Annotated in this window: 15 protein-coding genes; 14 read left to right on the top strand and 1 reads right to left on the bottom strand. The window is 72.2% G+C overall.

What is annotated here, in order from left to right; all coding sequences use genetic code 11:
• Positions 1–17: 17 nt before the first annotated feature.
• Positions 18–254 (bottom strand): winged helix-turn-helix domain-containing protein, encoded by a 237-nt coding sequence (locus O7621_RS27170; RefSeq protein WP_282231831.1) that lies wholly within the window; start codon positions 252–254, stop codon positions 18–20.
• A gap of 222 nt (positions 255–476) precedes the next feature.
• Here O7621_RS27170 and O7621_RS27165 point away from each other — a divergent pair, with 222 nt between their 5' ends.
• From O7621_RS27165 to O7621_RS27100, 14 genes are all read left to right on the top strand, one after another.
• Positions 477–815, top strand: coding sequence for a hypothetical protein (locus O7621_RS27165; protein WP_282231830.1), 339 nt, complete (start codon positions 477–479; stop codon positions 813–815).
• The gene (locus O7621_RS27160; protein ID WP_282231829.1) at positions 812–1,531 is read left to right on the top strand and encodes a hypothetical protein; all 720 of its coding nucleotides are present in this window, start codon (positions 812–814) and stop codon (positions 1,529–1,531) included. The genes O7621_RS27165 and O7621_RS27160 overlap by 4 nt, the downstream gene beginning before the upstream one ends.
• The gene (locus O7621_RS27155) at positions 1,528–1,977 is read left to right on the top strand and encodes a hypothetical protein (protein ID WP_282231828.1); all 450 of its coding nucleotides are present in this window, start codon (positions 1,528–1,530) and stop codon (positions 1,975–1,977) included. The genes O7621_RS27160 and O7621_RS27155 overlap by 4 nt, the downstream gene beginning before the upstream one ends.
• A gap of 55 nt (positions 1,978–2,032) precedes the next feature.
• Complete coding sequence (locus tag O7621_RS27150) at positions 2,033–2,896, top strand: maleylpyruvate isomerase family mycothiol-dependent enzyme (protein ID WP_282231827.1); 864 nt, start codon at positions 2,033–2,035, stop codon at positions 2,894–2,896.
• Positions 2,897–3,092: 196 nt separating this feature from the next.
• The gene (locus O7621_RS27145; RefSeq protein ID WP_282231826.1) at positions 3,093–5,297 is read left to right on the top strand and encodes an acyltransferase family protein; all 2,205 of its coding nucleotides are present in this window, start codon (positions 3,093–3,095) and stop codon (positions 5,295–5,297) included.
• 8 nt (positions 5,298–5,305) lie between these two features.
• Positions 5,306–6,826, top strand: a complete 1,521-nt coding sequence (locus O7621_RS27140) for a hypothetical protein (protein WP_282231825.1) — start codon at positions 5,306–5,308, stop codon at positions 6,824–6,826.
• A 25-nt stretch (positions 6,827–6,851) separates the two neighbouring features.
• Positions 6,852–7,580: a sugar phosphate nucleotidyltransferase gene (locus tag O7621_RS27135; RefSeq protein ID WP_282234759.1), complete on the top strand. Its 729-nt coding sequence runs from the start codon at positions 6,852–6,854 to the stop codon at positions 7,578–7,580.
• A 47-nt stretch (positions 7,581–7,627) separates the two neighbouring features.
• Positions 7,628–8,929, top strand: a complete 1,302-nt coding sequence (locus tag O7621_RS27130; protein ID WP_282231824.1) for a nucleotide sugar dehydrogenase — start codon at positions 7,628–7,630, stop codon at positions 8,927–8,929.
• Complete coding sequence (locus tag O7621_RS27125; RefSeq protein ID WP_282231823.1) at positions 8,929–9,963, top strand: NAD-dependent epimerase/dehydratase family protein; 1,035 nt, start codon at positions 8,929–8,931, stop codon at positions 9,961–9,963. Before O7621_RS27130 ends, O7621_RS27125 begins: the two co-directional genes overlap by 1 nt.
• Positions 9,960–10,787, top strand: a complete 828-nt coding sequence (locus O7621_RS27120) for an FkbM family methyltransferase (protein WP_282231822.1) — start codon at positions 9,960–9,962, stop codon at positions 10,785–10,787. The genes O7621_RS27125 and O7621_RS27120 overlap by 4 nt, the downstream gene beginning before the upstream one ends.
• Positions 10,787–11,836, top strand: coding sequence for a sulfotransferase (locus O7621_RS27115; protein WP_282231821.1), 1,050 nt, complete (start codon positions 10,787–10,789; stop codon positions 11,834–11,836). The genes O7621_RS27120 and O7621_RS27115 overlap by 1 nt, the downstream gene beginning before the upstream one ends.
• Positions 11,837–11,884: 48 nt before the next feature.
• Positions 11,885–13,123: a glycosyltransferase gene (locus O7621_RS27110; protein ID WP_282231820.1), complete on the top strand. Its 1,239-nt coding sequence runs from the start codon at positions 11,885–11,887 to the stop codon at positions 13,121–13,123.
• Positions 13,120–14,334, top strand: a complete 1,215-nt coding sequence (locus O7621_RS27105) for a glycosyltransferase (protein ID WP_282231819.1) — start codon at positions 13,120–13,122, stop codon at positions 14,332–14,334. Before O7621_RS27110 ends, O7621_RS27105 begins: the two co-directional genes overlap by 4 nt.
• The gene (locus tag O7621_RS27100; RefSeq protein ID WP_282231818.1) at positions 14,331–15,680 is read left to right on the top strand and encodes an oligosaccharide flippase family protein; all 1,350 of its coding nucleotides are present in this window, start codon (positions 14,331–14,333) and stop codon (positions 15,678–15,680) included. The genes O7621_RS27105 and O7621_RS27100 overlap by 4 nt, the downstream gene beginning before the upstream one ends.
• Positions 15,681–15,688: the final 8 nt, after the last annotated feature.

The following is a 15,688-nucleotide window of genomic DNA, read 5'->3' as shown; positions in this document are numbered from 1 at the left end:
GGTCCAGCAGGGTCGGGCTACGAGCCGGCGGCGTCGTCGCGGTCGGCGACAAACACCCCAAGCCCGTGTACGCCATGGACCAAGCGCTCCATCTGCAGCACGAGGATGGCGTGCCGGACGACGCCGGCCGAGACGCCGTACTCGGCGCGCATCTCGGCGGTCGAGGGCAGCTTGTCGCCCGGACTGAGCTGGCCGGACGCGATCTGCTCACGGACGTGATCGGCGATCTGCGCCCACTTCGGTTTGGCGGGCATCTGTACTCCCTGGTCTGCGCCGCCATTTGATCACGCTCAGCCCTGATCAGACAAGTAGAGAGTAGTAGGGAGTTGACTTGTACAAACTAGTATGACAAAGTTCAGCCCGGCTCCTTGGTCTGCAAACCCGGAGCTGGTTCCCCGCAAGGAGCCTGGTCAGCCGGCCGCCCCGCCGGCTGACCAGGCGCGCCCTCTCCACGCCCGAACGGGAGGCACCGACCGGTGACATCCGACCCCCGACCCGCCCCGACACCGACACCGACCGCCACGGTCAACCAGAGGCCAGCTACCTACTACACGGCGTACGCCCGCGACCGGGTCGTCGACGCGCAACAGGCCGTCGACACGCACACCACCTCGGCGTACAACGGGTGTTGTCTGGGCTGCGGACGGCCCGGCCCCTGCGCCGACCTGGCCGCCGCCGAAGCGACCCTGGCCCGCTACCACCGGCTGCCGTTCCGTCGGCCCGGTGCGACCCTGCTCGACCAGACCCTGCTCGACCCGGCCCGGACCACCGACACCGACCGGGCGCGGTTCACCTGGTTGCGGAGGTCGGCATGACCGACATGCAAGCTGAAGTCAGCGCGGCCGACGGGCAGGCGTTGCAGGTGGCCGCCGACATGATCGACGTGCTGCGGACCGTCGCCCTGGCGATGGAGACCGCCGTCACCCACGCCGACGAGCAACTGGCCGGCGTGCGGCACCCGGACGCTGGGCTGACCACCGACCGTTATCAGAGTGCGCTGCACGAGGCGTGGGACGCGTACGGTGATGTTCTCGACGCCGTCAGCGCCGGACGCCCGCAGCTGCCGGGTGGCCGACCGGTCGCGGTCGCATCCATTCTGTACGGACTGCAGACCGCCCGCCAGCACGCCGCGCACGCCGCCGACCAGCTGCCCGACCTGCGGCACCGGCTGGCGTACGCCACGGACCGGCTGCACCGCAGCGAACACCCGCACGCCCAGGCCACCGCCGATCGGCTGGCCGTCGCGCTGAGCCGGCTGCGTGACGTCGAGATCAGTCTGAGCGTCGGCACCGGTGCGGTGGACCGCTACATTGACGCCCTCGACGCCGGCGTCGATCCGCCGGCCGCGCGGACCGCCCGGCTGGCCGCGGCGCAGCCGATCGCCAACCCCAACGGTGACGCCGTCGCCATCGGCACCCGGATGGCGTCGACGGTGGTCGCCGCCAACCGCCGGCACCTGCGGTTCCGGACCCGCTGGCAGGTGTTCCGTCGGACATTGTGGAACAACATGAAGCGGGAGTTGCGATCATGACGACCAGTCAGTCTGCCCCGACCAACCAGCCGGTGGCGGCGCTGAGCTATCTGATGGCGGGGCAGGTGCATGCCCACGATCGCCGGACGGAGCGGTTCACCGAAGCCGACCGCCAACACTATCTTGACCTGCTCAGCGCGTTGTTCGTGCTCTGCGCCGACCGGCGGTTCCGCCGCGACGACCACGGCGCGGTGATCCGGTTCGTGGCCAGCGTCCGGGAACGCTTCGACCCCGACCGCACCCTGGTCGACCCGGTCATCGCGGAGAACCTGCTGCTGGCCGCGCTCGGCAGTCACGAGACACTGCCGGCCACCGCCGAGAACATCACCGTGCAGACGCTGCTCACCGTCGCCCTGGTCAGCGACGAGCAGCCCAGCCCGGCCGGCTACGACGCGCTGCTGCGCGAGGTTGACGCCATGGTTACCCCCGCCCCTCCCGTCGGCTAGGCATCCACCTCGAACGCCGATCCCTGTTGGACAACTCCGGAATATGCTGGTGTCTTTGGCGACCGGAGGGGACTCGATGATGACCGGGAACAGCCCGCCACACACGCTGCTGCTGAGGACCGCCGATCAGTCCGTTCTGGATCCCGCGCGGCTGCTCGACGTCTTCGCCGCCCAACGGCGGCAGCTCTGCGACGACCTGCGGAGTCTGAGCCCTGAGCAGTGGTCCGCGCCGACCCGCTGTCCCGGCTGGTCGGTGCAGGACACCGTCCGGCACCTGGGCGACGTCACCGTTGCGGTGGCTCCCGATCCGGGCGACCGGATGTTCGACGTGACAGCCGGGTTCGACCCCCGGACCACTCCCCGCCACTGGCTGGCGGCATCGACCGGCGAGTCGCCGGCTGACACCCTCGACCGGCTCGTCGCGACGACGGAGAAGTCGCTCGCCGTCGCCCGGGACCGGCTGGCCCGCGACGACCGGTTCGACGTCGTCCTGCCGTACGGACCGATGGACTGGACGGTGCAGGCGCTGCACGTGCTGTGGGACTCGTGGCTGCACGAACGCGACATCTTCCTGCCGCTCGGCGTCAACCGCCCGACCAACCCCGAAACGACCAGCTGTGCGACCGCGTACGGGCTGTTCATCGCGGCGGCGGTGGCGCAGAAATTCGGTGCCCAGGCACATCAGCGCCTTGAACTCGGTGGCGACGGCGGCGGCGTCTTCGAAGTGGTCGCCGACGAATCGGTGACGCTGACCGCGACGCCTGCCGCGACTCGGGTGGAGTCGGCCGCCCCGCCGGCCGCCGAGGTAACCGACGCGCTGGCCGGCCGCGGTTCGGCCACGGTGCTCGACGGCGTGCCCGACGAGTCGCGTACCGCCCTGACCGTCCTCGCCACCTTTTTCACGACCCCGGCCGAGTAGGCCATGGTTTGACGTAGCACGGCATCGGTCGGGTGACGATCCGGCCACAGGGCTATCGACCGATCAGTGTACCTCTTTCACTTATGAGGCGGTTTAGCGCTCTTGGTGAGGTAATTCGGCAAACGCCGCTCTCGCGGTGAAAAGCACTGATAGAACTGTCCGTACCCGTCGGGGTTCGGAGAGTGGGTGCGTAGCGATGACCAGTTCCGAGCTGGCCACGACGGACGTGCCGGCGGGTGTGTCCGGCGCGTCCGGCGCGGTAACCACCGCTCGGGACCGGGAAAAGCCGCCCGGGCCGGCTCAGGGTCCGGCCCGCCCGGTCGCGCTCGGTGGCCGTGGGCACGGCACGTTCCGGCGCGACATCGAAGGGCTGCGCGGGGTCGCCGTACTGCTCGTCGTGCTCTACCACGCGGGCGTCCCACTGTTCGGTGGCGGCTACGTCGGCGTTGACGTCTTCTACGTCATCTCCGGCTTCGTGGTCACCTCGGTGCTGCTGCGCGAGTACACCACCGACGGCACCATCTCCATCCTCGGCTTCTACGCCCGGCGCGCCCGGCGGCTGCTGCCCGCCGCCGTCCTGGTGCTGATCACCACCCTGGTCGCCGCCTGGTGGTGGCTGCCGCTGCAACTGCAGTGGATCGCCACCCAGGCGATCGCGAGCGCCGCGTACTGCGTGAACTTCCTGCTGGCCCGCAACAGCGTGGACTATCTGGACACGATGCGTCGGGAATCGCCGCTGGAGCACTACTGGTCGTTGGCGGTCGAGGAGCAGTTCTACCTGTGCTGGCCGCTGCTGCTGCTCGTGCTGCTCGGCTGGCCCCGTCTGCTGCGCTGGCGTCCGGGTGATCTGCGGCCGGTGCTGGTCGTCGTGGCCAGCGTCGCCGCGCTCTCCTTCGCGCTCTGCGTCTGGCAGACCGCCACGTCACCCGGGTACGCGTACTTCGGCTCCCCGGCGCGGGCCTGGCAGTTGCTCGCCGGCGTGCTGATCGCCCTCGGGGCCGGTGCCGTGTCGCGGCTGCCGGCCCGGATCGCCGCCGCCCTGGCCTGGACCGGGCTGGCCGCTGTCCTGGCCGCCGCCCTGCTGTTCGACAGCACCACCCCGTTCCCGGGTTACCCGGCGCTGCTGCCGGTCGCCGGTGCGGCGCTGGTGATCGCCGCCGGCTGCGCGCCGCACAGCGGTGGGGTCGGCGGGCTGCTCGCCCTGCGTCCACTGCAGTGGATCGGCCGGCTGTCGTACTCGTGGTACCTGTGGCACTGGCCGTTCCTGGTCATCGGCGCCGCCCTGCTCGGCGGGCACGGCACGATCTGGCAGAACCTGAGCCTGGTCGGCGGGGCGCTGGCCGCCGCCGCCGGCACGTACCTGCTCGTCGAGGCCCCGTTGCGGCGGCGCCGACGGGCGGACCGGCCGTGGCGCACGGTCGGCCTGGCAGCCGTGGCGTCCGCCGTCGTCGTCGCGGCGGCGGTGCCGGCTTTGGCGACGAAGCCGACGCTGGTAGGGCCGGGCCGCCCGGTCGACACCGACGCCACCCTGGCCGCCTCGGCCGACGTCGAGCATGACCTGGCCCGGCTGGTCGCCGCCAGCGCCGAGACCGGTCCGGTGCCGGCCAATCTGACCCCGCCGCTACCCGAGGTGACCACCGACATCCCGGCCGTCTTCCACGACGGCTGCGTGGTGCTGCGGATCACCGACACCGGCACCGACCACCCGTGCGGGTACGGCGACCCGGCCGCGCGGCAGACCGTGGTGCTGTTCGGCGACTCGCACGCGGGCAGCTGGTTCCCGGCGGTGCGTCGGCTGGCCGACGAGCGCGGCTGGCGACTGGTCGTCATGGTCAAGGGGTTCTGCAGCGCCGCGTCGGTGCGGTTCCACCTGGACTCGGTCAACCGGCCGTACGACGAGTGCGTCCAGTGGCGGGAGCAGGCCCTGCGACGGATCGGCGAGCTGCGACCCGCGATGGTGATCACTTCGTCGACCAACTACACCTTCGGTGAGCCGGTCGGCGTGTTCACCGACCGCGACCGGGTCTGGACCGACGGCTGGTCCCGGACCGTCGACACGATCAGGTCCACCGGCAGCGAGGTGGTGCTGATCGGTGACGTACCGTGGCTGCCGGCGACCGTGGTCGACTGCCTGGCGCTGCACCTGGCCGACGCGCGGACCTGTCACGGTGCGGTGTCCGACGTGGTGCTGGAGCCCCGTCGACGGCAGATGATCGCCGACGCCGCACGAGACCAGGGCGCACTGGTCGTCGACCCGATCCCGTGGTTCTGCACGTCGGCGGTCTGCCCGGCGCTGGTCGGCAACGTGGTCACGCTGCGCGACGGCAACCACATCTCGGCCACCTACTCGCGGTTGCTGTGGCGGGCGCTGGACGAGCGGATCGGGCTGCTGGGCACCTAGTGGACACCGTGACTGGTCCTGGCCCGGGCGACGATGCGGGTACGCCGGCGACGAGCTGGCTGCTGGCCGCTACCCTGATCCCGGCCGCCAGCGCGCTGCTGGCCTGCGTGGACCCGCGGCTGCGGCACTGGTTCCTGATCCCGGTCACGGTCTGCGGCGTACTGATCGGCGTCGACGCCTTCGAATGGTTGCGGCGGCGGCGCGACGTGTTCGACCCGCAGGCGATCCTCGGCCTGTTCGGCGTCCACTTCTACTACCTCGCGCCGGTGCTGCACATCATGCTGGACTACTGGCCGGCGCTGCTGTACCCGTCGGCGGCAGGGTGGCGATCGGCGCTGGGCGCGCTCGCGCTACTGAACATGGTCGGGTTGGCTGTCTACCGGGTGGTCCTGTCGTTGCCCGGTCGTAGTTCGCGGCAGGCCGCGCCGGTCCGACTCGACCCGGCGCGTTTCCAATCGGTCGCCCTGATGGCCGTCGTCGTCGGCGTCCTGGCGTTCGGGGTCGAGGTGGTACTGCTCGGCGGGCCGGGTGGCTTCCTGGCGGCGATGACTCAGAACCGTGCGGCATTCGCCGGCATGGGCTGGCTGCTGCTGATCAGTGAATCCTTTCCGCTGCTGCTGTTCTGCCTGGTCCTGGTGCGCTGGCGGCAGCTGCTGCGCCGCCGCGTCGACCTGGTGGTGCTGCTGCTGGTCGGTCTGGTCGTGGTCCAGTTCCTGGTGGGTGGCCTGCGGGGCAGCCGGTCGGCGGTGCTGTGGCCGCTGGTGCTCGGCCTGGTCCTGGTGCATCTGCTGGTGCGGCCGATCACCCGCAAGGCGTTCGTCGTCTCGGCTGCGGCCGTGGTCATGTTCGTGTACGCGTACGGGCTCTACAAGGGCGCCGGGGTGGAGGTCGTCGACATCGCCAAGGGCACCCGTACCGTCGAGGAGGTCTCCGCGGAGACGGGCCGTGACGTGCCGACGGTGCTACTGGCCGATCTGGGTCGGGCGGACGTCCAGGCGTTGCTGTTGGACCGGCAACACGCCGGTGCCGCCGACTGGAGTTACGGGAGCACCTACGTCGCTGCGCCGCTGCTGTTGGTGCCCGGCTCCATCGGTGCCGAGTGGGTGCGGAGCAAGTCGGCGGTCGGCACCGACGTGCTGTACGGGCCGGGCGTGTACGACTCCGGCCTGCGGTCGCAACGGGTCTTCGGCGTCACCGGCGAGGCGATCCTCAACTTCGGACCGGCCGGCGGCCTGCTGTCGTTCGTGTTCCTCGGGCTGTTCCTGCGGTTCGCCACCCGGTACTACGCGCAGGCGCGGCGTCGTGACGCCCTCGCCGCGAAGCTGCTCTGCCTGCCGCTGTGTGCGATCACGATCATCCTGGTCACCGCCGATCTGGACAACATCCTGGCGTTCTACCTCGGTGAGGCGCTGCCGCTGGCGTTCGTGGTGCTCTGCGCGGTCGCGCGCCGGCCACGGACAGCCGTTGGTCATCGTCAATACCGACAATCGTCGCCTAACGTGCTGCTAGCCTCAAAGCATCTCAAATAGCCGAAGGGGTGCACCGGTGGACGACATGCATGTCGTGATCATGGCGGGCGGCCGAGGGGTGCGGTTGCGGCCGTACACCACGGCGCTGCCCAAGCCACTGGTGCCGATCGGCGAGCACTTCGCGATCCTCGACGTGGTCCTGCACCAGCTGGCCGCCTGCGGATTCCGCACCGTGACCATCGCGATCAACCACCACGGCTCGCTGATCCGGGCGTTCGTCGGCGACGGCTCACGGCACGGCCTGTCCGTCGACTACGCGCAGGAGCGGACTCCGCTGTCCACCGTCGGACCACTGTTCACGATGCGCGACCGGCTGCCGGAGCGGTTCCTGGTGATGAACGGCGACATCCTCACCAACCTCAACTACGCCGACCTGCTGCGGGCCCACACCGACTCGGGCGCCCCGGTGACCGTGGCGACCTTCCGGCGCAAGGTGAAGGTCGACTTCGGTGTCCTCGCCGTCGAGGGGGACAAGGTCGTCGAGTTCAACGAGAAACCCACCCTGGACTACCGGGTCAGCATGGGCGTGTACGGGCTCAGCAGGCAGACGATCGCGGCGTACCCGAGCGGCATCGCGTTCGGTTTCGACCAGCTGATGATCGACCTGATCAACCAGGGCAACCCGCCCGCCGCCTACGACTTCGACGGCTACTGGCTGGACATCGGTCGGCCCGAGGACTACGACGAGGCGAATCGCAGCTTCGAGACGTTGAAACCGATCCTGCTGCCGGCCGCGCTGCGGGAGCCCGCATGAACGCGCGCCCGGACCGGACAGACCTCGATCTCGGACAAGGAGCGACAATGGTGGATCGAATCGGCATCGTGGGCATGGGCTACGTCGGGCTGACCCTGGCGGCCGGCCTGGCCCGCAACGGATTCGAGGTGCACGGCGTCGACAGCGAGCCGCGCGTCCGGGAGGCGCTGTCGGCCGGCCGGGTCCACCTGTACGAGCCGGGCCTGGCCGAGGCGCTGCGGGACACCCTCGGCCGCAACCTGTTCGTCCATCCGACCCTTCCGCCGGATCTCGACGCAGCGGTCATCTGCGTGTCGACCCCGGTCCGCGACGGCACCCGACAGCCGGACCTGACCAACGTCGCGGCCGCCGCGACCGAGATCGCCCGGCGCTGCGGACCGCAGACCCTGGTCGTGGTGCGCAGCACCGTGCCGGTCGGCACCAGCCGGCGGGTCGTCCTGCCGGCGTTGACCGCAGCCTGGGGCGGGGCCCGGCTGGTGATGGCACCGGAACGGACCATCCAGGGGCAGGCGCTGCGCGAGCTCACCGAACTGCCCCAGGTGGTCGGCGGTCTCGACGACGACAGCCGACGCGCCGGGGTGGCCCTGTTCGGCCGGCTCGCCCGGCAGGTGGTCCCGGTCTCCAGCCTGGAGACCGCCGAGCTGGTGAAGCTGGCCAACAACTGCCACACCGACCTGATCTACGCGTACGGCAACGAGATCGCCCTGCTCGCCGGGGCGCACGGGGTGGACCCGTTGGAGGTCGTCCGGGCCGCCAACCACGACTACCCGCGACCCGACCTGGCCCGCCCCGGCTTCGTCGGCGGGAGCTGCCTGTCCAAGGACCCGTACCTGTTCGGTGCCAGCGCACCGGCGCACACCCCGCTGCTCGTCGCCGCGGCCCGGCAGCGCAACGAGCAGCTGCCGGTGCAGGTGGCGGAGGCCGTCGTCGGGCGGCTGCGGCAACTGCGCGGCGTGACCGCCGGAGCGACCCTCGCCGTCCTCGGCTGGGCGTACAAGGGCTGGCCGCCCACCGACGACATGCGCGGCGCGGCGGTCGTGGCGATGCTGCCGGCGTTCGACCGGGCCGGGCTACGGGTGCTCGGCCACGACCCGCTGGTGGCCGACGAGGTCATCCGGGCCCACGGCGGCGAGCCGGTCAGCCTCGACAAGGCGTTCAGCGAGGCCGACGCGGTCCTGGTGCTCAACGACCACCCCGACTACCGAGGGCTGCCGGTGGGCACGCTGCTGCCCGGCACCGCGGTCCGGTTCATCTATGACTCGTGGCGGATCCTCGACGAGGAGTCGGTGCGGGCGGCCGGGGTGCACTACGAGAGCCTGGGCTACCGGTCCACCAGGGAGCCGGTGTGATGCGCGCGCTGGTCCTCGGCGGTGCCGGGTTCATCGGCCTGCACCTGGTGCGCCGGCTGGTCGCCGACGGTCACGCGGTCACCGTGGTCGACGACTTCTCCCGGGGCCGCGACGACGCCGAACTCGCTCAGGTCTGCGCCGACCCGGCGGTCGAGGTGGTCGCCGGTGACCTCACCCGGGCCGCGACCTGGGCGGCGCTGCCCCGCCACTGGGACCAGGTCTACCTGCTGGCCGCCGTGGTCGGAGTGCGCAACGTCGAGGCCGACCCGGCCCGGGTGGTCCGGATCAACGCGCTCGTCGCGCTGCACCTGATGGACTGGATCGACGCCGCCGACCGGGTCTTCTTCAGCTCCACCAGTGAGGTGTACGCCGGTGCCGTCGACGCCGGGGTGGCCGCCGTACCGACCGGTGAGGACGTCCCGGCGATGGTGGCCGACGTGACGGCACCCCGTTTCGCGTACGCCACCAGCAAGCTGCTGGGCGAGGCGGCCGTGCTGCACGGGTCCCGCGCGGTCGGCGCGCACGCCGTGGTGGGCCGGTTCCACAACGTGTACGGGCCCCGGATGGGCACCGACCACGTGGTCCCGGAGATGTCGCTGCGGGCGCTCCGTGGCGAGGACCCGTTCCGGGTGCCGGGTGCCGACCAGTACCGCGCCTTCTGCTACGTCGACGACGCGGTCGAGGCGGTGGTCCGGCTGATGGCCACCCACGACGCGGCCGGCCGGATCGTGCACATCGGCGACGACACGGAGCAGACCAACATCGCCGACCTGGCGAAGCTGGTGCTGCGTACCGCCGGCAGCCACGCCGGCCTGCGGCCCGAGCCGGCGCCCGCCGGCTCGGTGCACCGACGCTGCCCGGACCTGGGTCTGCTGCGCCGGCTCACCGGCTACCAGCCGGCGGTCGCGCTGGAGGAGGGTGTCGGGCGGACCTTCGCCTGGTACCGCGACCACGGCCGACCGACCGGTGCCGAAGATCCGACGCCGTCAGATGCTCCGGACCGAACCGAAGGGCGGGTGCCGTCATGGCGGTGAGTCTGCGTCGCCGGATCCTCGATGTGGTCGACGACCGGGTCGACCCCCGGATCATCGCCGGGCTCGGCGGTATCGCGCTGTCGCTGCGGTCCCGCTCGCGTTGCGTCGTGCGGTACGAGGAGGACACCTGGATTCACCGGTACCGGGGCGGGACGGTGGTCAACACCGAGCTGGGCGGGCTGTCCGCCGAGCGGGAGGACCTGGTGGTCCGCGACACCTTCCTGTACGGCTACCACCCGCGTCCCGGTGACACCGTCGTCGACATCGGGGCCGGTGTCGGCACCGAGGTCCGGTTGTTCTCGCGAGTGGTCGGTCAGCAGGGCCGGGTACTCAGCATCGAGGCGCATCCTCGTACGTTCCGCTGCCTACGTCGCACCGTCGAGCTCAACCGGCTGTCCAACGTGACGCTGCTGGAGTGCGCGGTGGTCGGCGAGGCCGGTCCGGTCCGCATCGACGAGGACGCGCTCAGCCACATCCGCAACGGGATCAGCCAGGAGGGCACCGGCGGGATCGAGGTCACCGGCCGCCGGCTGGACGAGATCCTGCGGACCTGCGGGGTCGACCGGGTCGACCTGCTCAAGATGAACATCGAAGGTGCCGAGCTGAGCGTGCTGGAGGGGGCCCGCGACGTGCTCGACGTGGTCGGCAACCTCGTCGTGTCCTGCCACGACTTCAAGGCCGAGGGCCCGGCCGACGCGTGGATGCGCACCTTCGCGCCGGTCAAGGCGCTGCTGCGCGACGCCGGGTACACGATCACCACCCGACCGGCCGACCCCCGGCCGTGGATCCCGTACTACGTGTACGCCTCCCGGGGCAGGCACTGATGCGGCTGTGCTACATCGGTGGGATCGGCCGCAGCGGCAGCACTCTCATCGAGCGGGTGCTCAACGAGCTGCCCGGGGTGTGCGGGCTGGGCGAGGTCGCGCAGGTCTGGGACAACGGGGTACGGGACAACCGGCTGTGCGGGTGCGGTGCGGCGTTCCGGGACTGTCCGCTGTGGAGCAGGATCGGCGAGTACGCCTTCGGTGGCTGGGACAACGTTGACCCCGCCCGGATCGCCCGGTTGCGCGCTGTCGTCGGCCGGACCCGGCACGTCGGGCTGCTCGCCGCCCCGTGGCTCGGCGAGCGGCGTCGGGACCGGGTGATCGAGTACGTCGACTACCACGCGCGCATCTACGCCGCCGCGGCGGCGGTGACCGGGGCCCGGGTCGTCGTCGACTCGTCCAAGGACACCGCGTTGGCGTACGGGCTGCGCTGGGCCGGTCCGGCCGATCTGCGGATCCTGCACCTGGTGCGGGATCCGAGGGGAGTGGCGTACTCCTGGATGCGCCGGGTGCACGACCCGGAGTCCGGCACCGACGTCGCGGTGCCCCGGTTCCCGGCGGCCCGGTGCGCGCTGACCTGGAGCGGGCACAACGCCGCGTACGACCTGCTGGGCCGGCTGGGCCGGCGGCGGCACGGCGCGGTCGGCGGGCGGCTGGTGCACCGGATGCGGTACGAGGAGTTCCTCGCCGATCCGCTGGGCACGGCCGGGACGCTGAGCCGGCTCGCCGGTCTGCCCCAGACCGGGTTGGATCTGTCCTACCTGTCCGCCGGAGAGGTGGAACTGGGCGAGTTGCACAGCGTCTCCGGCAACCGGATGCGGTTCACCACCGGCCGCCTGCGGTTGCGGGTCGATGACGCCTGGCGCACCGGCCTGCCGGTTGCCGCCCGCCGGACCCTCACCGGACTGTGCGCGCCGCTGCTACGCCGGTACGGCTACCACCGCCCGCTGCCGCCTGACCCGTCAGCGCCAGCGACCGAGGCGGCCGGGGCCGAGGCGGCCGGGGCCGAGGCGGCCGGGGCCGAGGCTCATCACCGACTGAAAGTGTAGATACCGCCCTGAACATGGGCGTTTCCGACGGGTGCCTGTGGAGGAACGATGCGAGTGGTGGTGACCATCGAGGCGCGGTTCGCCCGTACCCCGGACGGCGCGATCTGGGCCCGGACCGGGCAGGACCACCAGTTCTGGAGCGGGTACCTGGCGGCGTTCGACGAGGTCCGGGTTGTCGCCCGGGTACGCGACGAGGCCGAGCCGGCCGCTGAGGCGAAACGGGTCGACGGACCCGGCGTCGAGGTCTGGCCGGTGCCGTACTACCTCGGGCCGTACCGCTACCTCACCCACCGGGCGGCGATCGGTCGAGCTGTGCGCGACTGTGCAGGCCCGCAGGACGCGGTGATCCTGCGGGCGCCGTCGCCGATCGGCACGCTGCTGGCCACCGCCCGGGACCGCCGTCGCCTGCCGTACGCGATGGAAGTGGTCGGTGATCCGTACGACCTGTTCGCCCCCGGCGTGGTGGACCACCCGCTGCGGCCCGTCCTGCGGCGGCTGTACGTCGACCGACTGCGCCGGCAGTGCCGCCGCGCTATCGGCGCCGCCTACGTCACCGACCGTTTCCTGCAGGACAGGTACCCGACCTCGGCGGGTGCGCTGAGCGTCGCGGTGTCCGATGTCGACCTCACTCCGGCCGCGTACGTCGACACCGCCCGCACCATCGGACGGACCGGGGCCGTCGCACCGACCCCGCAGCCGGCCACCCTGATCTCCGTCGGCTCGCTCGAACAGCGGTACAAGGGCATCGACACCCTCATCGCCGCGCTCGCCACCCTGACCGCCGACGGCCGGGCGGTCCGGCTGGTCCACGTCGGCGACGGACGGCACCGCGCCGAGCTGGCCGACCTCGCCCGCCGGTACGGCGTCGCCGACCGGGTCGTCCTGACCGGCGCGCTGCCCGGCGGGGACGCCGTCCGCCGGCAACTCGACGCCGCCGACCTGTTCGTCATGCCGTCGCGCACCGAAGGGCTGCCCCGGGCGCTGATCGAAGCGATGGCGCGGGCACTGCCCGCGATCGGTTCACCTGTCGGCGGCATTCCCGAGCTGCTGCCACCCGGGTTCCTGGTCCCGCCGGACGACCCGGGCCGGTGGGCCGGCGCCGTCGCGGCGCTACTGGACCGCCCGGAGCTGATGGCCGCCGCGTCCGCCCGCAACCTCACCCGGGCCCGGGACTTCTCGGCCGATCTGCTCACCGCCCGGCGGACCGCCTACTACCAGGCCGTCGCCGAGGCGACCGCCGAGCGCACCGGAGGGCCCGGCCGAGCCACCCAGAGGAGCTACGTGTGACCCGCCCAACTGCCATCCCAACCGAAGCTCCACCACAGGCGGGATCGCACCGCCCGGCCGGCAGAGCCGTGCACGTCGTCCACGTCATCGGCACGCTGGACCGCGGCGGCGCGGAGACGCTCTCGCTCGACATGTGCCGGGCCGTCCCGGCCACCGAGGTGCGCCAGACGTTCATCACCATGGGCGGACGGGCAGGCAGCCTGGCACCACAGTTCCGGGCTGCCGGGGCGGCGGTCGTCCAGGTCCCGCAGCGTCCTGCCCTCACCTTCCCGCTGCGACTGCGTCGCTGCCTGCGCCGGCGGCGGCCCGACGTCGTCGTGTCGCACATCAGCCTGTTCAGCGCGGTGGTGCTGGCGGTAGCCGCCGGGATGGGCGTGCCGGTGCGCATCGCCCGGATGTGGAGCGAAGGGGACGGCCGCCGCGACACCGTCGCCCGCCGGCTGCTGCGCGCCGCCCTGCGCCGCCTGCTGCATGTGGTCGCCACCGACATCGTCGCGGTCAGCGACGCGGCGATGGCGTACGCCGGCCGTCACGTCGGCATGCCCGGCTGCCGGATCCTCTACAACAGCGTCGACGCGACCCGGGTCGTCGGCGGCGACCGGGAATCGGCCCGCCGACGGTGGGGCATCCCACCCGAGGCCATGGTCATCGGCTACATCGGCCGGGCCGCGCCGGAGAAGAACCGGCCGTTCCTGGTCGACGTGCACCGTGCGGTCCGGGCCCGGACCGACGCCCTGGCTGGTACGGCACCGCCGGTCGGTACGGCGTCGCCGGATACCCGGCTGCTCATTGTCGGGCCGTGCGGGGTCGACGACCTGGTGTCGGCCCACCCGGACGTGCCGGACGACCCGACGGTGATCCTCGGCGGAGAAGTGGACGAGATCGCCCCGGTGCTCGCCGCTGCCGACGTGTTCGTCCTGCCCTCCCACTGGGAGGGGTTGCCCGGCGTGGTGCTCGAAGCGCTCGCCGCCGGGCTGCCCGTCGTCGCCACCGATCTGCCCTGCCTGCGTGAGGCGTCCCGGTACGTCGACGGCCTCACCCTCGTCGACCTTTCGGCCGGCGCGCACCGGTGGGCCGAGGCGGTGCTGCGCAGCGCCCGGACCGGCCCGTCCGACCGCGACCGGATCCGGGAGAGCTTCGCGACCTCACCGTTCCAGACCCGGCATGCCGCAGCACAGTGGCGGTCGCTGTGGCGGGCCGAGGCGCGGTGACCCGCGACCGGCGGTCCACCCTGGTCCTGCTGGCCGGCTCCAGCGCCGTCCAGATGAGCAGCAACATGGTGGCGGCGCTGCTGGCCGCCAGCGTGCTCGGCCCGCACGGCCGCGGTCTGATGGTGCTGGGCGTGTCCACCGCCGGCATCGTCCCGCTGCTCGCAGGCCTCGGCACCGGGCCGCAACTGCGTTCGGCGTATCCGGCGGCGGGCGGCGGTGCCCGGCGACGCGACCTGGTCGCCAGCTACACCTGGTGGTCGGTGGCGGCCACGGTCGGCGCCGCCGTACTCGCCGTCGCGGTGTCGGCGCTGTCCGCGCCGCTGATCGACCCGGCGCTCGCCGACCCCCGCTACCTGCTCGCCCTGTCCGTGCTGACCTGCGGGTACGTCGCCCACACCCAGTTACCCGACGGCTGGTACGCGGCCGGTCTGTTCCGGTCCGGCAGTCTCTGGGCGATGGCGACCACGCTCGGCGGCGGGCTCGGCCTGCTCGTCGCGGTCACCGTCGCGCCGAGCGTCTGGGCGTTGCTGCTCGGGCAGGGGGCCGGCATGCTGACGGCGACCACCGCGCAGGTCGTCGCGCTGCGGGCCACCGGGCTGCTCTGCTTCCAGGCCCCGACCCGACGCGAACTGTCCGGACTGCTCGGCCGGGGCTGCCGGGCACTCGGTCTCACCCTCGGGCTGGCCCTGGCGCTGCGGCTGGACCGCTACGTCCTCGGCGCGCTCACCGGGGCGGCGGCGGTCGGCGTCTACTCGGTGGCGTCCACCCTCGGCCAGGTGCCGAGGATGGTGCCGAACGCGATCGGCCAGCTCGTCAACCGGGACGCGGCCGTCGCGTCCGGACCGTTGCGCCCGGTCCGCACGGTCGCGGCGACCGCCGGCGTGGTGACCGCCGTCGGCGCGGTGACCGGGCTGCTGGGCTGGCTGCTGGTCATCCCGCTGCTCGGCCCCGGGTTCGCCGCCGCCGGGCCGCTGCTGGTGGTGCTGCTGGTCGCCGAGGTCGCGTTCGTGCCGTACGCGGTGGCGAGCCGGGCCCTGCTCGGTGCCGGCCGGATGGGCGCGGTCGGTGCGTTCGGCGTGGCCTGGAGCGCGGCTGCGCTGGTGCTGTTCCTGTTGGCCGTCCAGCTGTGGGGTACGGCGGGCGCGGCGGTCGCCTGCGTCACGCTGTACGCCGGCATCTCGGCGTCGTCCTGGCTGCTGCTGACCCGCTGGACCGCCCGCCGGCAGGGACCCGACCGGCCCCGCCTTACCGACTCCGACGACCCGCACCCCGGAGGAGCCGACGACCCGCACCCTGAGGGAGCCGGTGACGCCCAACCGCGACCTGCCCCGCTCAGCAGGGTGTGACCCACCGA

The organism is Solwaraspora sp. WMMD937, from assembly GCF_029581175.1.
Classification (GTDB): Bacteria; Actinomycetota; Actinomycetes; order Mycobacteriales; family Micromonosporaceae; genus Micromonospora_E.
This window is presented reverse-complemented; position numbering and strand designations above follow the sequence as displayed.

Bases quoted from the DNA above. Each gene is read 5' to 3' on its own strand.
- O7621_RS27145 (WP_282231826.1), top strand. From the start codon at position 3,093: ATGACCAGTTCCGAGCTGGCCACGACGGACGTGCCGGCGGGTGTGTCC.
- O7621_RS27110 (WP_282231820.1), top strand. From the start codon at position 11,885: ATGCGAGTGGTGGTGACCATCGAGGCGCGGTTCGCCCGTACCCCGGAC.
- O7621_RS27130 (WP_282231824.1), top strand. From the start codon at position 7,628: ATGGTGGATCGAATCGGCATCGTGGGCATGGGCTACGTCGGGCTGACC.
- O7621_RS27160 (WP_282231829.1), top strand. From the start codon at position 812: ATGACCGACATGCAAGCTGAAGTCAGCGCGGCCGACGGGCAGGCGTTG.
- O7621_RS27170 (WP_282231831.1), bottom strand. From the start codon at position 254: ATGCCCGCCAAACCGAAGTGGGCGCAGATCGCCGATCACGTCCGTGAG.
- O7621_RS27135 (WP_282234759.1), top strand. From the start codon at position 6,852: ATGCATGTCGTGATCATGGCGGGCGGCCGAGGGGTGCGGTTGCGGCCG.
- O7621_RS27125 (WP_282231823.1), top strand. From the start codon at position 8,929: ATGCGCGCGCTGGTCCTCGGCGGTGCCGGGTTCATCGGCCTGCACCTG.
- O7621_RS27155 (WP_282231828.1), top strand. From the start codon at position 1,528: ATGACGACCAGTCAGTCTGCCCCGACCAACCAGCCGGTGGCGGCGCTG.
- O7621_RS27115 (WP_282231821.1), top strand. From the start codon at position 10,787: ATGCGGCTGTGCTACATCGGTGGGATCGGCCGCAGCGGCAGCACTCTC.